At 58.0% G+C, this 20695-nt stretch carries 18 protein-coding genes and 2 pseudogenes; 13 read left to right on the top strand and 7 right to left on the bottom strand.

Going from position 1 to position 20695, the window contains the following annotated elements:
- Nucleotides 1–4: 4 nt before the first annotated feature.
- From ACMX25_RS27375 to ACMX25_RS27345, 7 genes and pseudogenes are all read left to right on the top strand, one after another.
- Complete coding sequence (locus ACMX25_RS27375) at nucleotides 5–823, top strand: siderophore-interacting protein (RefSeq protein WP_414953136.1); 819 nt, start codon at nucleotides 5–7, stop codon at nucleotides 821–823.
- 52 nt (nucleotides 824–875) lie between these two features.
- A pseudogene (locus tag ACMX25_RS27370) lies at nucleotides 876–2128 on the top strand (MFS transporter).
- Nucleotides 2129–2212: 84 nt separating this feature from the next.
- A complete protein-coding gene (locus ACMX25_RS27365) occupies nucleotides 2213–3196 on the top strand; it encodes a GNAT family N-acetyltransferase (protein WP_414953135.1) in 984 nt (327 codons plus the stop codon).
- Between the two features lie 131 nt (nucleotides 3197–3327).
- A complete protein-coding gene (locus tag ACMX25_RS27360; RefSeq protein WP_414953134.1) occupies nucleotides 3328–3789 on the top strand; it encodes an SRPBCC family protein in 462 nt (153 codons plus the stop codon).
- Entirely contained in the window at nucleotides 3773–4138 is a 366-nt protein-coding gene (locus tag ACMX25_RS27355) for an ArsR/SmtB family transcription factor (protein WP_414953133.1), read from the top strand. The genes ACMX25_RS27360 and ACMX25_RS27355 overlap by 17 nt, the downstream gene beginning before the upstream one ends.
- A 472-nt stretch (nucleotides 4139–4610) precedes the next feature.
- Nucleotides 4611–5480 carry a DMT family transporter gene (locus tag ACMX25_RS27350; RefSeq protein WP_414953132.1) on the top strand — a complete coding sequence of 290 codons (870 nt, stop codon included), beginning with the start codon at nucleotides 4611–4613 and terminating at the stop codon, nucleotides 5478–5480.
- 214 nt (nucleotides 5481–5694) lie between these two features.
- Entirely contained in the window at nucleotides 5695–6078 is a 384-nt protein-coding gene (locus tag ACMX25_RS27345) for a substrate-binding domain-containing protein (protein ID WP_414953131.1), read from the top strand.
- Here ACMX25_RS27345 and ACMX25_RS27340 read toward each other — a convergent pair.
- The 5 genes from ACMX25_RS27340 to manD form a co-directional block, all read right to left on the bottom strand.
- Nucleotides 6071–6850, bottom strand: coding sequence for a GntR family transcriptional regulator (locus tag ACMX25_RS27340; protein WP_414953130.1), 780 nt, complete (start codon nucleotides 6848–6850; stop codon nucleotides 6071–6073). The genes ACMX25_RS27345 and ACMX25_RS27340 overlap by 8 nt on opposite strands.
- A 209-nt stretch (nucleotides 6851–7059) precedes the next feature.
- Complete coding sequence (locus ACMX25_RS27335) at nucleotides 7060–8358, bottom strand: MFS transporter (protein WP_414953129.1); 1299 nt, start codon at nucleotides 8356–8358, stop codon at nucleotides 7060–7062.
- Nucleotides 8359–8419: 61 nt separating this feature from the next.
- On the bottom strand, nucleotides 8420–9457 hold the full coding sequence (locus ACMX25_RS27330) for an L-idonate 5-dehydrogenase (RefSeq protein WP_414953128.1): 1038 nt from the start codon (nucleotides 9455–9457) through the stop codon (nucleotides 8420–8422).
- Between the two features lie 47 nt (nucleotides 9458–9504).
- Complete coding sequence (locus ACMX25_RS27325; protein WP_414953127.1) at nucleotides 9505–10875, bottom strand: MFS transporter; 1371 nt, start codon at nucleotides 10873–10875, stop codon at nucleotides 9505–9507.
- 68 nt (nucleotides 10876–10943) lie between these two features.
- Entirely contained in the window at nucleotides 10944–12152 is a 1209-nt protein-coding gene (manD, locus tag ACMX25_RS27320; protein WP_414953126.1) for a D-mannonate dehydratase ManD, read from the bottom strand.
- A 95-nt stretch (nucleotides 12153–12247) separates the two neighbouring features.
- Between manD and ACMX25_RS27315 the strand changes: the two genes are divergently transcribed.
- A complete protein-coding gene (locus ACMX25_RS27315) occupies nucleotides 12248–13765 on the top strand; it encodes a mannitol dehydrogenase family protein (protein WP_414953125.1) in 1518 nt (505 codons plus the stop codon).
- On the opposite strand, the gene ACMX25_RS27310 is transcribed toward ACMX25_RS27315, so the two are convergent.
- On the bottom strand, nucleotides 13748–14677 hold the full coding sequence (locus ACMX25_RS27310; RefSeq protein WP_414953124.1) for a DMT family transporter: 930 nt from the start codon (nucleotides 14675–14677) through the stop codon (nucleotides 13748–13750). The genes ACMX25_RS27315 and ACMX25_RS27310 overlap by 18 nt on opposite strands.
- A gap of 123 nt (nucleotides 14678–14800) precedes the next feature.
- On the opposite strand from ACMX25_RS27310, the gene ACMX25_RS27305 reads away from it, so the two are divergent.
- A complete protein-coding gene (locus ACMX25_RS27305; RefSeq protein WP_414953123.1) occupies nucleotides 14801–15721 on the top strand; it encodes a LysR family transcriptional regulator in 921 nt (306 codons plus the stop codon).
- A 198-nt stretch (nucleotides 15722–15919) separates the two neighbouring features.
- Here ACMX25_RS27305 and ACMX25_RS27300 read toward each other — a convergent pair.
- Nucleotides 15920–16444, bottom strand: a pseudogene (locus ACMX25_RS27300) (spherulation-specific family 4 protein); the annotation flags it as partial.
- Nucleotides 16445–16509: 65 nt separating this feature from the next.
- Here ACMX25_RS27300 and ACMX25_RS27295 point away from each other — a divergent pair.
- From ACMX25_RS27295 to ACMX25_RS27280, 4 genes are all read left to right on the top strand, one after another.
- Complete coding sequence (locus tag ACMX25_RS27295; protein ID WP_414953122.1) at nucleotides 16510–16971, top strand: helix-turn-helix domain-containing protein; 462 nt, start codon at nucleotides 16510–16512, stop codon at nucleotides 16969–16971.
- Complete coding sequence (locus ACMX25_RS27290) at nucleotides 16968–17516, top strand: IS630 family transposase (protein WP_414953121.1); 549 nt, start codon at nucleotides 16968–16970, stop codon at nucleotides 17514–17516. Before ACMX25_RS27295 ends, ACMX25_RS27290 begins: the two co-directional genes overlap by 4 nt.
- Before the next feature lie 726 nt (nucleotides 17517–18242).
- The gene (locus tag ACMX25_RS27285; RefSeq protein ID WP_414953120.1) at nucleotides 18243–19865 is read left to right on the top strand and encodes an acyl CoA:acetate/3-ketoacid CoA transferase; all 1623 of its coding nucleotides are present in this window, start codon (nucleotides 18243–18245) and stop codon (nucleotides 19863–19865) included.
- A 71-nt stretch (nucleotides 19866–19936) separates the two neighbouring features.
- Nucleotides 19937–20293 (top strand): cupin domain-containing protein, encoded by a 357-nt coding sequence (locus tag ACMX25_RS27280; protein ID WP_414953119.1) that lies wholly within the window; start codon nucleotides 19937–19939, stop codon nucleotides 20291–20293.
- The last annotated feature ends 402 nt before the right edge of the window (nucleotides 20294–20695 follow it).

The following is a 20695-nucleotide window of genomic DNA, read 5'->3' as shown; positions in this document are numbered from 1 at the left end:
CACAATGCAAAACAGCAGGCCCGATCTGACGGTCGGCCGCGTCCGTCATCAACTCAAATTCCGCCTGGCTCAAGTCAAGCGCCTTCAACCGCTTACGCCGCACCTCGTGCGCATCACGCTAGGCGGCGACGATCTTCGCGACTTTGAATCGGCATCCTTTGACGACCACATCAAGGTCTTCTTTCCACAACCCGGAGCCGACAAGCCGGTCATGCCGACGGCCGGCCCGAACGGTCCGGTCTTCGCCGACGACCAGCCGCGGCCAATTGCACGCGACTTCACCCCGCGTCGATACGATCGCGAAGCATGCGAGCTCGATATCGAGTTTGCGCTGCATGAGGCAGGACCTGCCGCGACGTGGGCAGCGCAAGCGAAGGTCGGACAGTATTTGGGAATTGGCGGTCCGCGCGGTTCCTTCATGATCCCCGAGGGATTCGACTGGCACCTGCTGATTGGCGACGAGACGGCGCTCCCTGCCATCGCACGCCGCCTGGAAGAGCTGCCGCCGGGAACGCGCGTGGCCACGCTGATTGAAGTGGAAGATCCATCTGCACGTATCGACTTCACGACGCAAACCGACCTGTACGCCGAATGGCGCTACCGCAGCGAATCGGACTTCCCCGGTGCAGCCTTGTTACTGGCGTTGCGAGAAATGTATTTGCCGACTGGCGAAGGCTATGTGTGGGCCGCCGGCGAAGCGACGGTCATGCGTGCGGTTCGCCAGCACCTGTGCACGGAACGTGGTGTCGACAAGAGCCGGATTCGCGCGGCAAGTTACTGGAAACTCGGCGCGGAAGCGGTTCACGAATCCATTGACGACTGACCTGCGCCTTGTCTGCTTTAGCCGTTAAAAGAAATCTAATCAGGATGACTATATGTATAGTCTAGACGCGAGTCGCGAGCGGCGCCTTCTCTGGCTGCTTGCGCTTACACAGTTCACCATCATCATGGACTTCATGGTGATGATGCCGCTCGGCCCGCAAATCATGGGGAGCTTTCAGATATCACCGGCCGCGTTCGCCACCGCCGTTTCAGCCTATTCGTGGTGTTCGGGTCTCTCAGGTTGCTTGCCGCCACTTACATTGATCGCTTCGATCGTCGCCGTATCATGTTGACGGTCTATGCGCTGTTCGCGCTGTCGAACCTCGCGTGCGCCTGCGCCACCAGTTTTCCCATGCTGCTGATCGCACGCGCTTTTGCGGGCATCACCGGCGGCGTGCTGGGGTCGGTCATCATGGCGATCGTCAGCGACGTTATTCCCGTCTCGCGCCGCGGCGCCGCGACCGGCACGATCATGACGGCCTTCTCACTTGCCGCGGTGGCGGGCGTGCCGGCAGGCGTTCTGTTAGGCGCGCATTTCGGCTGGTTCACGCCGTTCATCTTGCTGGTGGGTTTATCGGTCTTGATCTGGCTCGCCGGAATGAAGCTTGTGCCTTCACTCACGGAGCATTTAAGCCGCACGCCGCCTCCGTTACGAAGTGTCATGCCTACGCTGTGGAGGCTGATATCGAACCCGCGCTACGCCAATGCATTCGCACTGACGTTCATTGTCATGGGGTCGCAGATGCTGGTAATCCCGTTCATCTCGCCCATGCTTGTGGCTAATCACGGCGTGGCCCCGGCGCAGTTGTCGTGGTTATACATGGCGGGCGGCGCCGCGACGTTCTTCACAGCGCGGCTCGTCGGCAGGCTTTCCGATCGCTATGGCAGCCGCCGGATGTTCCGCCTGCTGGTAGTGCTATCGCTCGTGCCCGTGCTGTTCGTCACTCACCTGCCGAACCTGCCGTTCATCGCAATGGTCCTGCTGTTTCCCGTGTTCATGGTGATTGTGTCCGGCCGCATGGTGCCGATGCAAGCGTTGCTGACGACCGTTCCCGAACCGTCCAATCGCGGCGCTTTCTTAAGCACGAACAGCGCACTGCAAGCACTCGGCGCCGGTTGCGGTGCATGGCTTGGTGGACTGTTTCTATCGTTCGATGCGCACGGGGCGATCCGGGGATATGGCACCAACGGCTTGTTGGCGGTCGCGCTCGTATCGTTCGCGGCGATCTGGGTCGGCCGCGTGAAAGCGGCGTCGGAAAGGGCTGTTTCGCCGCCTATTGCTGCAGAGCCGGTTGGGGAAGTCTAGTCGTTTTAGCAAGGTTCAAGTGAGCTTGAAAAAGTTGCGCCTCGCAAGTATATTGGTTGCGAGGCGCAACTGTTTGGAGCAACCATGGACTATGTCGATTTACTCGAACAATCGCGGGATCACACCATCCTCGAGCTTCGCGACTTTTCGCGAAAGCTGGTACGCGAGCTGGGTTTCATGCGCAATACGCTGGCCGACAGCGACCTCGCGCCATCGGCCGTTCACGCGGTCATTGAGATCGGGTTGGCGCCGGGCCTTCAGGCGCGCGACCTGGCCGACACGCTACGGCTCGATAAATCGAACACCAGCAGGCAGTTGGCAAAACTCGAATCCTTGGGACTAGTAACACGGGAAACCGCGAGCGACGACGGCCGGTCGTCACGGCTGTTCCTGACGGCAGCCGGCAAGAAGTTGCGGCAAAAGATCGACCGCTTTGCGACCGATCAGGTCTCCAATGCCCTTAGGCGACTGGTGCCTGCGGACCAGCAAACGCTGGTCCGCTCGCTTGCGCTTTACGCGGATGCCCTGGCGCAGGACAACGTCAACAAGACACCTCGAGCGGCGGCATCGATAGACGAGAAAATCCTTGAGGGCTATCAACCGGGATGCATTGGAGACATAGCGAGCCTGCATGCACGTTTCTATTCGCAAGCAGCCGGCTTCGGTGTTTTCTTTGAAAAGAAAGTCGCCACCGAACTGGCGGAGTTTGCCATGGCCTTGCCGTCTCCCGGTAAGGCGCTGTGGCTCCATGTCGAGAACGGCAGGTCACTCGCTTCAATCGCCGTAGACGCGGACGACGCCGATGACCGGCTTGCTCATCTGCGATGGTTTATTGTCGACGAGTCATTGCGCGGCTCAGGTGTGGGACGCCGCCTCCTCTCCAAGGCGCTGGATTTCGTCGATCGTGAATTCGATGAAACCTATCTTTGGACTTTCAAGAGCCTTGACGCCGCGCGTCATCTGTACGAGTCGTCCGGATTTTATTTGACCGAGGAAGCAGAAGGCTCGCAATGGGGCACTCATGTGATCGAGCAGAAATTTAATCGGCGTTCGAGCGAGAGGTCTTAGTCTTAGGCCCTAGTCCCGGTGTCAGCAAATCCTCTCATAAAGACCAAGCGCCCGCTAAGCCCATGAAGACATGCAGTCAATTACTTGCATTTCCACGTCTCGCTGACTAATATGCAGTCAGGAGGCTGCATATGACATCGTCAACTGATCGAATAGAAAAACAGAGCCTTGTCGAGGCCCCGCGTTCGCGCGTCTGGCGCGCGTTGTCGAATGCCAAAGAATTCGGAAAATGGTTCGGCATGGATTTCAAAGGCGAAAGCTTTGTCGCAGGCACGGCCGTCCATGGACGCATTACCCACCCCGGATACGAACATCTTGTCTGCGAGATGTTGATTGAACGCATTGAACCTGAGTGGCTATTTTCCTGGCGCTGGCATCCGGGCGCCATCGATCCGGCCATCGACTACTCCGGCGAGCCCACCACCCTGGTCGTATTCGAGCTTGAAGAAGTTGGCTCAGGTACGTTGGTGCGCATAGTCGAAACCGGCTTTGACAATATTCCGCCCGAACGCCGCGCGGATGCATTCCGCCTGAACAACCAGGGATGGGAAGCGCAAATGACGAACATCGAAAAACATGCTGGCAAGGGCTAGGTCTCCGTCGAATAAAGCGCTGCTCAAGGGCCCGGCGCAACGAAACGCGGCGGCGGTTTTTGCGGCGCTAGGCGACGAGACGCGCTTGCGTCTCGTCGCTGTGCTGTGCGCCGGCAGCGCGATGTCAATTGCGCAACTCACTGCCGGGACGGACATCACGAGGCAGTCGGTCACGCAGCACTTGCAGGTGCTGGCGAACGCCGGGCTGGTGCGCGACATCAAGATCGGGCGCGAGCGCTTGTGGGAATTTGAACCGACGCATCTGGAAGCCGCCCGGCGGTCTCTTGAAACGATCGCACAGCAGTGGGATCACGCACTGATGAAACTAAAGCTCGCCGTGGAGCGTTGACATGCAAAGCGATACGGCCGGTTTGTCGTGCGTGGCAATTTAAGATCAAGCGGGGTTCTCTATGGATTGGCCAAGCAACTAATGAATCACTCTTATCAGCTAAGTCCCCCGCCTAAGCGTTGCGCAACCTGCGACTTAGCGTTAATCTTGCATCCTTAGCACGCGACTCTATTCAATCCGCTTTCCATGACAAACCCTACGCACATTCACCTTGCCGCTATCGAGCCCGACTCGACGGCTGGTCATGCGCGTCTTAGCGGTCCCAAGGATTTCGGTTTCTCTGTTTCCCCACCTGTCGTTTCTCCTCCGAACACCGTCGCGGCTGGCGCAGTAGCGCCGCCGCACACGGGCGTTCCTGGCTGAACTTTTTCTCCTCAAGTCTTAGGCTTCCGGCCTGACCGCAGCACCTGCTGGTGCCTGGCGGCTTGACCGCGCTCGCCTAAGTCCTTATTCCCCCGACAGGTGAATACTCATGGCTTTTGTAAAATCCGCCGTCGCCGCTTATGGTTCGACGGCACTCTTTGTCCTGCTGTGGAGCAGCGGTGCAATCGTTTCGGAACTGGGACTCGATCACGCCCCGGCCTTCGCTTTCCTTGTGCTGCGTTTTGCCTTGGCGTCGAGCGTCCTTGCGATGCTGGCTGTATGGCGCGGGCGCTGGTTGCCAGCTTCTGGAACGCGTTTGCAAGTCGCGATCACCGGCGCATTGCTGACCGGTGGTTATCCGATTTGCTATCTGCTCGCGCTCGATCGTGGATTGACGCCCGGCATTCTCGCAACGCTCCTGGGCGCACAGCCCATCCTCACACTTGTGCTGGTGGAGCGTCGCTTGACCCCAGCACGCTTGGGCGGCCTGCTCCTTGCGTTGGGTGGTTTGTCTCTCGTTGTATTCGCAGCCGGTAGTGCTAAGCGCTTTTCTCTAGCGGGCGTGCTTCTTGGCGCGGGCGCGTTAGCGTGCATGACAACTGGCGCCATCCTGCAGAAGCGCCTGAAGCAGCAACCGATCGATGTCCTGCCGCTTCAGAACGTTGTTGGCCTCGTGCTCGCCATGTTGTTCGTACCGTTCGAGCCCGTCAGGTTCGTACCTAGCGTGGATTTTCTTATACCGTTGCTATGGCTAGGCATTGTGATATCTGTTTTCGCACAGTTGCTGTTTTATCGGCTGATGCGGGCCGGTAATCTCGTCAACGTGACGAGCCTCTTTTATCTTGTGCCCGTGGTCACCGCCGTGATGGATTACCTCGTGCTAGGCAACCGTCTTGCGCCTCTTGGCGTAGCAGGAATGGCGTCGATCCTTGCGGGCCTGGTACTGGTATTTCGCGCCACGCCGACAACGAAACGCTAAGCGCTAACCGCTGCATTAGCAACTCGAATACGCGGTTCGCATACCGGGTATTCGAGCCGAGTCCACAACTAGCCAGTACACGCCTGATCGCTTCGTTATATGTTGCCGAACATATCGAAAATTGTTACCGGCAATGACTCCACTACAAGAACGATGCCTCGCCACACGTCGACACCCGCGGCTGATCCCGGTGGAGACTATGCAAGGATGTTGTTTGCCAAAGCCGACACGGTACATCCCCAAGGCCCGCAAAATCCTGGAGAAAAAGGCGCAACAACTGGTGGGCGGCTGCGTGACGCCGGACGTGCCTGCCGGGAAAAATCCGGTAAAGTACTTTATGGAAACGCGGCGGGTGGATGTGTTTATCGGCTATTGCAGCTCACATGAAACGACGCCTGATACGAGCGTCACACAAGTTGAGTTGACGACAAATCTGGCCATCTCGGCCGACTACGGCATGACCGTGCTCGACGATTCGCAGAATAAGTCGACATGTGATGCGGCTTATCGATCGGCCATGTACCTGATGAATCCGCAAGCGCAAGCCATATTGCCTCGCTACGGTTTCAGCGCGGTCGCGATGAGCTTACCTAGCTAGCAAGGTGGGCACGTTCGCCGTCATCCGGTTCAAACCAGTCCGGATTGCGTTCGGCGACCTGCTTTAGCGAGACCAGTATCTCGCGCAAATGCGCGCGCATGGCTTCTTCCGCGGCATCGGCATCATGCGCTTTCAATGCACTCACAATGCGTGCATGTTGCTTGATCAGCAATTCAAGCGGCGACACTTCCGGCAAGCTCAGATAACGCACGCGGTCCATCTGAGCCTTGATGTCCTGAATAGTGTCCCATGCCGCCACGCAGTCAATCGATTGTGCAATCAGGAAATGAAAACGCTCGTCGAGTGCAAGGAAGGACGTGGTGTCGTGCGCTTTCGCGGCAGTCTTCTGATCGCGTAGATTGTCGGCAAGATCGGCGAGTTGCGCCTCCGTGATTTCAACCGCGGCCTTGCGAGCCACTGCAGCCTCGATCGCTTCGCGGATGAACCTGCCTTCCCGGACGCGTCGCGGTGAGATCTTCTTAACGAAGGTCCCTCTCTGCGGCAGCACCTGCAGCACACCCGATTCGACCAGCTTGATAAACGCTTCCCGAACCGGTTGCCGGGAGACCTGGAACATGTCTGAAACTTCCGTCTCGGACAGCGGCGTGCCCGGCACCAGCGCGCCCGAAAAAATGGCTTCACGCAGGGCACGAAAGATTTGCTTGCCGATGGGTTCGTGCGATTCAACGCGCAGCTGACCGCGCAGGTTGGGCAGTGCAACACGCGGTTCAATCGTGCGAGCGCGGCCACGGGCAGTGGCGGCCGGTGGCATGGAAGAAGCTGTTCTTTTGTTGCGACCAGCGCCGTCAGACGAAGACGCGTCACGTTGCAACGGTGCCGGCAAGACGTTTTTCGTGACCATGACGCACACCTGACCGAGGAGTAAAGAGAGGACAAGATGAAGCCTGGACTTCATCTTGTAACCTACCATACTACCACGCCATTGCAGCTGTTCGAAGCCTCTTGGGAGTTCTAAACCCGCTAGGAAACGAATGCGCGCCGCGCCTTCAATCTGTCGCCACGCGGTTCGCGAATCCATATCAGCGAGCAAAGCGATCCCAGCACCGCAACAGCGCCCGCCAATACGAACGCGCTGCCATACGCACCGTGAGTCGCTTGCACGATGAAGCCCGTCACCGCAGGTCCTATTACGCCGGCGAGGTTCGCCAGCAGGTGCACGAAGCCGCCCACGCCACCTACATTCTCCCGTCGGACGGTGTCCGCGATCACGGCCCAATAGACCGCGCCCGTGACGTACAGGAAGAAGATGGATACGGACATCAGCGCAACTGCCCCCTCCATGCTGACCACTCGTCCGGCAAATCCGACACACACGGCCGCGACCCCGAGGCAAACCGATAAAACGATCCGCCGCGCAAGCAACGGCTTACCCGTGATACGCAAGATCAGGTCCGTGATAAAACCGCCAGCGGCAAGGCCGATACTGCCGAGCACCCAGGGAATCACGGTCGCAATGCTCATGTCATGGAGCGACATGTGATGGGCTTCTGTCAGGTACGTGGGAAACCACGACAGGAAGAAAAATAGCACGTAGTTGTAGGCAAAAAAGGCGAACGCTGTTGCAAGGATGATCGGTTGCTTCAGGTAGAACTTCAGCCCCATTTTTTCGCCTTCGGGCGCATGCTCCATCGACGAAGCCTGCTGCTGGCCGGCGACAATCAACGCAAGCTCCTCGGGTTTCACGCGCTTGTCCTGCTGCGGTTGCTCAGTCGTGGTCAAGGTCCACACCACGAGCCACGCGAGACCAAGCACCATGATTGCAACGAACGCCCAGCGCCAGCCAAAGCGGATCGCCATGTAGCCGACCACCGGTCCCGCCAGCGCGCCGCCCAGTGGCGTACCTGAACTGATCACACCAATGGCGCTGGCCACCTCGCGGCGTGGAAACCAGTTGTTGACCATCTTGCTGTTCGATGAACTGAACGGACCCTCGCCCATGCCGAACAGAACCCGCAACACAATCAATGAAAACAGGCTGCTAGCCAGCGCAGTCGCTCCGCAGAAGAGCGACCAGATACCCATCGACGCGCCAAACACTTTCTTTGCCCCGATCTTGTCGGACAGCACGCCGCCGACAAAATTAAACAACGCATAGCCGATGAAAAAACTGCTGAACACGATGCCCATCTGCGCATGCGAAAAATTGAGGTCCTTCTGGATCAAGGGCGCTGCGATCGAGAGCGCGGCGCGATCGAGATAGTTGATCACGCCAGCAAGAAACAGCAAGCTGACCACGAACCATCGCTGGCTTCTGAACATGAATGTCTCCTGAAATACGCCTCTTTGTGATCGGGCGTTCGGGCAATGCAGTAATAGGGATTCAGTCGAACTGCAAATGCACCTTCATCGACTGGTTGCGGTCATGCGCCACTTCGAACGCATGGTTTGCATCCGCGAGCGGAAAGACATGCGTCATCAACGGGCTCAGGTCGATCTTCCCTGTGGCGATTTCTTCGGCGGCGACCGCGTATTCATCGGTGAAACGGAACGACCCCTGATAACGTAACTCCTTCGCCATCACGAGATTGGCTGCAACCGGCGACTGCCCTGCCGGCAGGTTGCCCACCTGGATCACGGCGCCACCCGCGCGTGCGGCCCGAAGCGCGGTGTCGAGCCCGGCAGGGCTGCCGGATGCTTCGATCACGATGTCGAAGGTGCCGCGCGACTGGGACCACGCTTCGACCTGTCCCTGGTCAGTGGCGAGTACGGTCTGATCGGCACCCAGGGCCGCGGCCATTTGCAGCGCTTTGCCGGCGAGGTCCAATGCGACCAGACGATGCGCTCCAGCACGCCGGGCGACCGATAGCAAAATGCAGCCTATGGGTCCGCAGCCGATCACCAGTACCTGGGCGCCGACCAGCGATCCAGCGTGCCGCAACGCGTGCAATGCAACCGCTAGAGGCTCGGCCATCGATGCCTGCGCAAAGTCGAGTGCGTCGGGCACAGGCACGCATTGGCGCGCGGCCACGGCAATGTATTGGCGGAACATTCCTTGCATGTGAGGGAACGTCGAAGCGCTGCCCATGAAGCGCATATTCAGGCAGTGATTAGTCATGCCCTTCACGCAAAACCGGCACTCGCCACAATTCAGCCCCGGGTTCACGGCAACACGCTGACCCACGCGCAAGCCGCTCACGCCCTCCCCGAGCGCTGCGATTTCACCCGCGACTTCGTGACCCAGGACGAACGGTTCCCGGACTGCGAAATCGCCGCTCTTGCCCTTGAAGTAATACGACAGATCGGACCCGCAGATACCGCCTGCGCGTACGCGGATCTGGACCTGACCCCGTAGTGGCTGAGGTGCATCGACTTCATCGATACTCAGGCGTTTCGGTTCGTGAAGGACGGCTGCAAGCATGAGAAGCTCCGTTAAATAATATGCATGCCGAAGCACTGCACTCAGGGCTAGCGGCGCGCCGCAAAAACAGGGGATGCATGCGCTTCGCTGGAAGCAATAGCGAGTGGTTGCGTACCCCAGTCGTGAAGATCACCACCACGACGCAAAGGCGCCGTTTCAGGCAAAAGATAAATACACAGCGTGGACACAATGCCCAGTGCCATGACGTAGACAATCAATCCGACGGAGCTTCCGCCCGTGATTTGAAGCATCTTCACGGCCACCAGTCCGAGTACGCCGCTCCCGACCAACGATCCGATCTGCCAGATCAGCGCAATGCCGCTACAACGCACGCGCGCCGGAAAGAGTTCGGGAAAGAGCGATGCCTGCGGTGCATAGCAAAGACTGTGGCCGACTGTAATCGCGAGAATCATGACTGTCTGGATCGCCAGACGACTGCCGCTGTCGACGGCATGAAATAGCGGCACGACCAGCAGGACCTGCAGCACGCTGCCGGCAATAAACGTGGCGCGTCGGCCGATCCGGTCCGATAGTGCGCCTGCAAGCGGAATCGCGATCAGTTCAAGCGTGACTGCAACGATGATCGTCTGAAGCAGCAGGCTCTCACTAATACCGTGCACACGGCCGTAGGCCAGCACGATCATTGTGTACATCGCAAACGTGCAGGCTTCGATCAGCTTCGCTCCAACACCCTTCAGGATCGTGGAGCCGAATTGCCGGACGACTTCCACGACCGGGCGCGACTCGACCGCCTGCGTCTTGCGAATCTCCGCGAAGACCGGCGACTCCTCCGTACGCAACCGGATATACAGGCCCACGACAACCAGCACGATGCTGCCGAGGAACGGCAGCCGCCAGCCCCAGGCGAGCAGTTGCTCATGCGTGAGCGTGGCAGTGAGGATGGCGAAGATGCCCGCCGGAATCAGGAAGCCCGCAGGTGCGCCGAGCTGGACGAGGCTGGCGAAGAAACCCCGCTTAGGCGGCGGCGCATATTCGGCCGTCAGCAACACGGCGCCCGCTTGTTCTCCGCCAACGCCAAAACCTTGCAGTACGCGGATCAGGATGAGCGACGCCGGCGCCCAGATGCCGATCTGCGAATAGTCAGGCAGCAGCCCAATCAGGAATGTCCCAAGGCCGACAATCAGTATGGTGACGATCAGCGCCTTCTTGCGGCCAATGCGATCACCAAAATGTCCGAACACAATGCCGCCTAACGGCCGCGCGATAAAACCCACGGCGTAAGTCGCGAATGCAGCAAGTGTCCCGATCAGCGGGTCACTGCTCGGGAAAAATTTCGTGCCGAACACGAGCACTGCAGCCGTGCCATAGACGAAGAAATCGTAGTACTCGGCAGCGGTTCCTATAGTCGATGCGAAGGCGACGCAGCGTAACATCGCGCTACTGTTCTGAGCTGCCATTGCCTGTCTCCTTGTTATGATGCCGCGCAGTTAAGCCGCAGTTAAGCGCCGCAATTAAACACCGCCGCTCACCAGTTCCAGAGCGTGCCGTCTCCGAGTCGCGCGACCGGCAGGTAAGCCGGGTCGTAGGGATAGCGCGCCGCGAGTTCTTCGTCGATATCCACGCCATGGCCGGGTGCATCCCCGGGATACATCGTGCCGCGATCGAAGGTCCACGCATGGGGGAAAACATCAAGCGCTTCCTTCGGGAAACCCATGTATTCCTGCACACCGAAATTCGGTACCCACAAGTCGAAATGAAGCGCCGCGCCCATGCAGACCGGCGACAAATCCGACGGCCCGTGGCAACCGGTGCGCACCTGATAAAGCGAAGCGAAATCCGCAATACGCTTCAGGTGCGTGATGCCGCCCGCATGCGTGAGCGTGGCGCGAATGTAGTCGATCAACTGCTCTTCAATCAGTTGCTTGCAGTCCCAGATGCTGTTGAATACTTCGCCCACCGCGATCGGCGTCACCGTGTGCTGGCGAATCAACCGGAAGCCGGCCTGATTCTCGGCCGGCGTTGGATCTTCCATCCAGAACAAACGATGCGGCTCGATTGATTTACCCAGGCGGGCGGCTTCGATTGGCGTGAGACGGTGATGAACATCGTGGAGGAGATGAGTGTCGAAACCGAATTTATCGCGTACTGCTTCGAAGAGTTTCGGCACGAAGTCGAGATACTTTTCCGACGACCACGTTTGCTCTTCTACCGCGCCTTTGGTCGCCGGCTCATACATGCCCGCGCCCTTCGATACGCCATACACCGAACGCATGTTGGGCACGCCGCATTGAATGCGGATAGCCTGGTACCCCTCCTCCACATGCTCCGCATAACGGTCGAGGGCTTCAGGAATATCTCGTCCGGTCGCGTGCCCGTAGACCATCACGCTTTCACGCGACGCGCCGCCAAGCAGCTTGTACAAGGGCAGATTCGCAACCTTGCCGAGGATGTCCCACAGCGCCACGTCCACCGCGGCGATGGCGGTCATGGTCACCGGCCCGCGACGCCAGTAAGCGCCTTTGTATAAAAACTGCCAGATGTCTTCTATTCGTCCTGGATCACGACCGATCAGCAGCGGACACACGTGGTCTTTCAAATAAGACGCCACCGCAAGTTCGCGGCCATTGAGGGTGGCGTCGCCAATTCCATAGACCCCTTCGTCGGTCACCACTTTCAACGTGACGAAATTGCGTCCCGGACAACTGACGATGACATCGGCGCGGACGATTTTCATGGGGATTTCCTTGAGGTGCGATCAGTGGAATTGATGCTACCATACAAGTAGACTTAATCGTCAACCAAGGGTTTTCCCGCTTCAGGCTATTTAAAATGTCCGATAAATCCGTGCTTTGCCGCAAATCGCTCCCATTGATCCAGGATCATCTGCTGACGCCCGAGTGGCGCGATCCACGCATTGGCATTGTTCATTTGGGCATCGGAAATTTTCATCGGGCGCACGAAGCGGTTTATACGGAAGAGGCCATGCTTGCCGCAGGTGGTGACTGGGCAATCTGCGGCGTCACGCTTCAAGGCGATGTGACAAAGCGCGATGCGTTGATGGCGCAGGATGGCTTGTATAGCCTGGTGGAGCGTGGGGCGGAGGGTGTGAAGACAACGGTTCTCCGGGCGCTGCGTGAAGTGCTTGCGCTACCGCATGACCGCGCGCGCCTGTTCGAGTTGCTCGCCGACACCAATGTACGGATCGTCTCGCTGACAGTCACGGAAAAAGGCTACTGCCGCGATACGAAGACCGGCGATGTCGACCTCGGCCATCCCGGCATCGCATATGATCTGGCGCATCCTGGCGAGCCCGGCACGGTACCGGGCATCCTCGTCGCTGCATTGAGAATGCGGCGCGATGCCGGCATCGCGCCGTTCACAGTGCTTTCTTGCGATAACCTTTCGCACAACGGCGCAGCATTGCGCCAGGTGGTCTGCTCCCACGCTCGCATGCTCGATGAAGCGCTGGCAAGCTGGATCGAACGCGAAGTCGCTTTCCCGTCAACCATGGTCGACCGCATTGTTCCTTCGACCACGAACGCAGACCGCGATGCCGCTACCGCTGCGCTTGGGCTACGCGACGAAGCGCCGGTCCCGTGCGAGCCTTTTCGTCAATGGGTAATCGAGGATTGCTTCCCTGCCGGACGACCCGCGTGGGACCAAGCAGGCGCGCAACTCGTGGATGATGTAATTCCATTCGAGCTTGCCAAGCTGCGCATGCTTAACGGCACCCATTCGACACTCGCGTATTTGTCGATGCTGGCGGGGTTCGAGACAATCGACGAAGCAATTTCATTCGGACCCCTGCGCACGCTTATCCATTCGATGATGACGCAAGAGATTGCACCGACTTTGAGTGTTCCGGCTTCGTTCGACCTCATGGCGTATCGCGATGCACTGCTGGACCGTTATACGAACCCGGCGTTGAAACATCGCTGTGCGCAGATTGCCATGGACGGTAGTCAGAAAATTCCGCCGCGTCTTCTCGCAACGATTGCAACGCGCCTGGAACACGGCGAGTCAATAGCGAGGCTGGCACTTGGCATTGCAGCGTGGTTCGTTTTCCTGTGCGGACGCGCCGACGACGGGACGACTTTCGTTATCAGCGATCCGCTGGCCTCGCAGTTGACTGCGCTGGCTACCCATTCGGGCGGCGATCCGAAAAGTCTTGTCGATGCGATGCTTGGTTGCCGCGATGTATTTAGTCTCGAACTTGCTTCGAACGAAGTGTTCCGGCGCGCTCTGATTGAGGCCGTCACGCAGTTGAAAACCGGAGCAAGATCGGCGATCGAGAAAACCAACCACAAGGCCTCCGAGACCAAGTCAGCGTCACGGCAAAACCTCTGAAGCACGAGGGACATTCACCTCCACCGCCTTGCGCCAGCGCACCGTCGCCAGCATGGACGCGACGACGATCAAACCACCGCCGACCCATGCAACAAGCGATATCTTCTCGCCCAGCCACATCCAGGCGAACAAAGCGCCGAATGCGGGTTCGCTACCCATCAGCAACGCAACGCGGGTTGGACTGCTGCGTTTGATCGCGTAGTTTTGCGCGAAGAACGCGAACAACGTGCACGCAAAAACCAGATAAAACACGCTGCCCCAAAACGACTCATGTCCGGCGAACGACGGCACGTGCTGCCACTGCTTCGGCGCAAACACAAGCGCCACCGCTGCACTGCCAAACGCGACCACACCCGACTGCACGGCCGTCACTGACAAAGGCGGCAGCGAAGAATCACGCATCACACGTTTCGTCACACAGACATTCAGCGCACGCAGCAAAGCGGCAAACAGGATCAGTGCATCGCCGGGATTTAACGCGACCGAACCGTCACCGGCAAGCAGCCATGCGCCTAACAACGAGAGCGCGACTGCTGCCCATTCAATCCGTCCGGGCCGGCGCTTGAGCAGCATCCACTCGACCAGCGGCGTCAGCACCACGCAGAGGCTAATCAGGAACGCCGCATTAGATGCGCGCGTCATCAGCACGCCAAATGTTTCGCTTAGGAAAATGCCCAGCAGCAGCAAGCCTGCTATAAACACGCCGCGCAGCGTTCGCGCGTCGGCCTGACGCAAACTTCGCAACGCCGGCGATAACATCACGAATGTAATGCCGAATCGCAGCGTCAGCAGGCCCAGCACCGGATAAAACACGAGTGCGCTCTTGACGACTCCATAACTGGTTCCCCACACCACCGCGACCACCAGCAACATGAGATCGGACAATAAGAGCAGGCGGTCTTGCTTGGGCATGATCGGACCTCAGTAGATGAGTCCGTATTGTCGAGCGTTGCACATGCGACGATAATCGGGTCGATGCGCAAAGCCTTTATGTCGCAGATGCATTAATCCTGCGCCCCAACTCGCGACGGCCCGATGAATCAAACCGAACTCTTTGCATTGCTGCCCGACATGGCGGTATTCGCCCGTGTCGTCGATGCCGGCAACTTTTCCGTAGCCGCGCGCCAACTCGGCAGCACACCGTCAACGGTCAGCCGCCAGATCAAACGTCTTGAGGAAGCGCTTGCCACGCGGCTGCTTGAACGATCCACGCGCAAGGTGAAGGTGACAGAATCAGGCGAACAGGTGGTTCGATTCTGCCGCGACATCGTGAGCGCGGCGTCGGGCGCCGTGGATGCCGCCGGTTCACTGGTCGGCCGGCCGCAAGGGAAAGTCAGCGTGAGCGCGCCAACGGCCTTTGCGAAAACAGTCATTCATCCGCTCGTGCCGGGCTTTTTGCGCGCGTATGAAGAAGTCGACTTGCAGTTGCTTTATGCAGATCATGAAGTCGATCCGCTTGAGAACGATCTCGATCTCGTGATCCGCCTAACAGATCATCCACCGCCCGGTCTGGCGGGACGGCGGCTGGGTTCGGTCCGCTGGATGTTGTGTGCTTCGCCCGCGTATCTGCATGCGCGCGGTACACCCAAGCACCCACGTGATCTCACGCAGCACGACTGCCTTTATCTCGGCGAAACCGTCGACGACAACCGCTGGCGTTTTCGGCGCGGCACGGAAACGCAGACCGTGGAGGTGAGCGGGCGATATATAGCGAACCATGCAGGCGCGCGACTCGAAGCGGCGCAGCAGGATTTCGGCATTGCAAGCCTGCCGCAGTTCAGCGCAGCCGAAGCGTTAGAAAGTGGCGAGCTCGTGCAAGTGCTCGCCGACTGGGATCTCGAAGCACTCGCTTATGTAGGCTCGGTGTGGTTGCTGTATCCACCGAATCGTTTTCTTCCGCCCAAGGTACGGGCGTTGATCGATTATCTGGTCGAGCATATACGCGACAGCAAGTGACATTGGCTTGGCGCGTTGCTTAAACGCTTAAGGATGCGTTCTTGGGCCCGCTAGCCCATGTCAGAAGTCGAGCCGACCTAACAATTCGTCGAACGGGCCATCACATGCGAAACACAAGATGTGGGCAGGCTCCTTTCCCACACCTTGGTAATTCTGATTAGCTACGAGATTTTTTTCGGCGAGTCAAGGCGCGATCACTCACTTTCCCAGTAGCGATTTCTCAGCTTTCCAATAACCAGGCGTGTAGTTCCAAGTAGCCCCGTTGCCGGGTTGGTCGGTTACATACACATAGTTTGCTGTCGTTCCATTGACTGTGGTTTGCATTTGAGCTTGAGTCGCGGCGTAGGTCAGCAACCAAGTCTTAACCCCAAGCGAATTTGCCGTACTTTGAGCCGAATTGAGGTTGGTGAGATTTTTTTGGTATGCGGTATAGGAGTCTTCAAGTATCACTATGTGCTCACCCTTTTGTGCGCCGGAGATAAAACAATTATTATTTCCCCATGTACCCGCATTCCAAACTACTGTGCCGGATATCCCCACGTCTTTCATTGTCGAACGGATCGCACTCCATTTAGGTGGAGTGCCTGAGCATTTTTGCTGATCAGTCAACTGAGGCTTCTCACTCGTACTATCATTATCGTAAGCAGCCTCATCGAAGAAAATTCCATCAACGCCACCGAGCGTGGTTTTGTAAGCCTTTAAGTTGGCAGAAATATCGCTGTAAGTGTTGCTGGTAAACGCGTTTGAATTTTGTTAACTTTCGGCGTCGTCATTACGCCGGGGTACCGATGAAGTGTGTCGTAGAGCTGACCGAAGCCGAGGATCAGACGTTGCAACAGCTGTGCGTGAATCACAAACATCGCGACGCTCGCACCCGGGCCGCAGGCGTGCTGTTGCTCGGACGCGGGGTCAAGCTGACCGAGATCGCCTCGAAACTTGGCGTCAGCGGTCAATCGCTCTACAACTGGGCGCACGCGTGGCGAGAGCAAGGGGTTTGCGGCTTGCTCACGGGGCATAAAGGCGGTCGTCCCCGCGCGCTATCCGAAGGCATGCTGGCCACTGCGACGGAAGTCGCACGCACGGAGTCCATGACGCTGGGGCAAATCGCAAGACACATTGAAGTCGTGCATGGCGAGCCAATGCCGTGCGCGCTGGAAACCTTGTCGGTCGCCCTTCGGCGAGAAGGCTTTTCCTTCAAGCGCAACCGTTTCTCGCTCAAAAAAAGCGCAACCAGGAAGACTTTGAGATGAAATCCGCCACCCTGGGAAAACTGCAATGCGCCGCTCGCGCCAACGCAGTGCGCCTGATCTATTTCGATGAAGCGGGCTTTGCCGCCTCGCCTCCGGTGCAAAGAGCGTGGTCACCGCGCGGCCTGCCTCATCGTGTCGAACCACACTTGCATTGCCGGCGCTCAGTGCTCGGCGCCCTTGACTTCGGAGCCAACGCGTTGACTCACCATGTCACGAGTTCGTCGATCAAAGGCGGCGCTGTCATCGAGTTCCTCGAGCAGATCGCCCTGCAGGGCGATGAGCGTCCGACTGTGGTGGTACTGGACAACGCTTCGATCCATCATGCAATTGATCCTGAAGTGCATGAGCGCTGGCTACGCGAGCATCGCATGCAACTGTTCTATCTGCCGCCATACAGTCCCGAACTCAATCTCATCGAGATCGTCTGGAAGCAGGCCAAATACCATTGGCGTAACTTCGTCACCTGGACGAAGGAAACTATCGACGACGAAGTCCGCAGCCTGCTCGGTGCATACGGCATCAAATTTCAAATCAATTTCGCCTGAACACTTATACGGGCGTCCTCACTTTCGTGGTTATGGTCAGGTTAAAGGTGAGGCAGAATAAACGATAGGAACTCGCTTGCTGAGGCAATAAACCCGACCGTCATAGCTCCGGCTATGAGCATTAAAAGCAAAACCCCAAGGCCCATCGCGTTGTCTTTCAATGCTTGCATTTTGTTGATCTCCAAGTAAATCCGCCTATGGCGCACTGTGATTTCTGATCGGATACATCTTCCTATCTGTGAGTTAGCTGAAAATTACGTCTTTTTGATAAGTCCCCTCGGTTTCGATGCGCGAGCCCCAGTTGGGCGGCTCACCCACCCTACTCGCACCAAATCTCCATGTGCCCCAGGAAGCTGCGCCGCGATCGTGGCGGGTAGTTCGATTTCGTATCACTTCACAGATCGCTTTTCGAGCAGGCGCCGGTTATGAAGGGACCACGATTGTGGAACTCGCCTATGGTTATCGGCGCATCGATGTAACCGGGCGCGATTCGGTTCACTGCGAATCCGCAACGGGTTTTACGTTCTCGACGTCGCTAGAGAACGCGGTGTCACAAGAAGCCCGAAGACACGGCTAACCACACATCGAACTGGTGACTCGCATGTTTAAATTCAACAAAGTAATTTTCGGCTAATTCAGGGGATCTACAGTGCTGGCTTGTGGTCGTCGAGCACGCCCAACCACTGACCTTGCGATGATTGCCGAACCCAGAACGGAATGACCACCATGAAAGACAAAATCAAAACCGCCGACGAAGCTGTTGCGTTGATTCGCAACGGGGACGTGGTAAGTTGCTCCGGCTTTGTCGGCACGGGTACGCCTGAGGAATTGATCGCAGCGCTGGAGCGGCGTTTCGTCACAACCGAAGGGCCGCGCGGTCTGACGCTCGTGTTTGCGGCAGCGTGCGGCGATGGCAAGGAGCGCGGACTGAATCGGCTTGCGCACGAGGGACTGGTGCGTCGCGTAATTGGAGGCCATTGGTCGCTCGTTCCCAAGCTCGCGAAACTGGCGACGGACAACCGAATCGAAGCCTATAACCTCCCACTGGGCACAATTTCGCATCTGTATCGCGACTCGGCCGCTCACAAGGCAGGCACGCTCACCAAGGTGGGCCTCGGCACCTTCGTAGATCCAAGGCAAGACGGCGGAAAAATCAACGCACGGACGACCGAAGACCTCATACACGTGATGGAGATCGAGGGCGAAGAATGGCTCTTCTACAACGCCTTCAAAATCAACGTTGCCTTGATTCGCGGCACCACCGCTGATCCCGAAGGCAACATTACGATGGAGCGCGAGGCTCTGCTGCTCGACGCTCAGGCTGCCGCCATGGCAGCAAGAAATTCCAACGGCCTTGTCATTGCTCAGGTGGAAAGAATGGCGTCGAGCGGGTCGCTCGATGCACGGCGCGTGGTCGTTCCGGGTACGCTGGTCGATTGCGTAGTGGTAGCGCCTGCTGCGACCCATCGGCAGACCTATGCCACCGATTACAACCCGGCCTATTCAGGCGAGATCCGCGTTGCTGTCGACAAGCTGCCGGCGCTCGAACTTAACGAGCGAAAGCTCGTAGCGCGGCGCTGTGCGTTCGAGTTGCCCCTGGGTGGCGTGATCAATCTCGGAATTGGCATGCCCGAAACAGTGGCGGCAGTCGCTGCAGAAGAACGCATACTCGATCAGCTGACTTTGACTGCGGAGTCCGGCGTGGTCGGCGGCATGCTGATGGGCGGCCTCGATTTCGGTGTGGGCATCAATACGCAGGCGCTCCTGCATCAGAATCAGCAGATCGATTTCTATGATGGCGGTGGCCTGGACCTCGCGTGCCTCGGCATGGCTCAGGTCGATCGCGCTGGAAACGTCAATGTCAGCCGGTTCGGTTCTCATCTTGCCGGGGCCGGCGGGTTCATCAACATCAGCCAGAATGCACACCAGCTTGTTTTCGCCGGGACGTTTACCGCCGACGGAGACACCACACGAGCTGAAGATGGTCAGTTGCAAATCGTAGCCGAAGGGCGAACGAGCAAATTCGTCGAAGCGGTTGAGCAGATCACATTCAACGGACCGCTTGCCGCGGCGAAGGGTCAGTCCGTGCTGTACGTGACCGAGCGCTGCGTATTCAAGTTGCAGCCCGAGGGGTTGCAGTTGATTGAAGTGGCGCCCGGCATCGACATCGAACGAGACGTGCTCGCTCATATGGCGTTTCGACCAATTATTCGCGACGTGGCGATGATGGACCCGCGCATCTATCAATCCAGGCTTATGGGTCTCACCGCTGCACTGCGAGTTCTTCAGCGGTCAGATCATTGTGCTTTGGTCCACAGCGAAACAGTCGGCACTCGTAAAGCTGCATGACACGACGAATTGACGGTGTGGCTTGCTTGGGTTTAAGACGAATTTAGTTTTAACTAATAGGAGTACCTTGCGTGCTGTTGATCCGTCGATTTGCAATTGTGCTGTCCCTGATCTTTCTCACTATCCCTGCGTTCGCCGCGTCGGCCGATAATCCAGAAAGCGCTGTTTCTACCGTGCTCATGAGAACCGAACGCTCATGGGACGGCACCTTATATAAAGGCTATCCTGCGGGGCAGCCGCAACTGACCGTTCTCAAGATTATTATTCCTCCCCACACGACGCTGCCGTGGCACACACACTCAATGCCAAACGCTGCATATGTACCGTCCGGAGATTTGCATGTGGATAGCCGTGACGGACGCCATAAGACGACGCTGCACGCGGGCGACGTTTTGCCTGAAATGGTCGGAAGCTCTCACCGTGGATAGACCAATAATTCTCCAGTCGAGGTCATCGTCTTCTATGCAGGAGTCAAGGGGATGCCCACTGCCATGAAGGTGCGATGAGCATGCGGGGCACACTTCAAAAATCTGCGAGTTGCCACGAATCATCTATCCTTCGAGATGAACCGCCTGGTGCGAGCCGACGCTTTCTGCGTCTATTCACGGCAGCATCGCCAGTGAGTTAATTCGCTCCGGCATGGCTCGTAGCATGGTGGCACATGCATACCGAGGGCATATTCTTGTTCGTCCCGAATCGCCGCGCGACGATGCCGGTACTTCATCCGTTGCAGGACAAAGGCATCGTGATATGCCGTAACTGAAGAATTCGCACGGACCAAGTCCATCGCGACAGGAAACGTCTCAGGTTGTCCACGATCGCTCGCAAGG

Origin of the sequence: Caballeronia eucalypticola, from assembly GCF_047608185.1 — a bacterium.
Classification (GTDB): Bacteria; Pseudomonadota; Gammaproteobacteria; order Burkholderiales; family Burkholderiaceae; genus Caballeronia.
The sequence above is the reverse complement of the archived record's forward strand: the minus strand, read 5'-3'. Positions and strand labels throughout refer to the sequence as shown.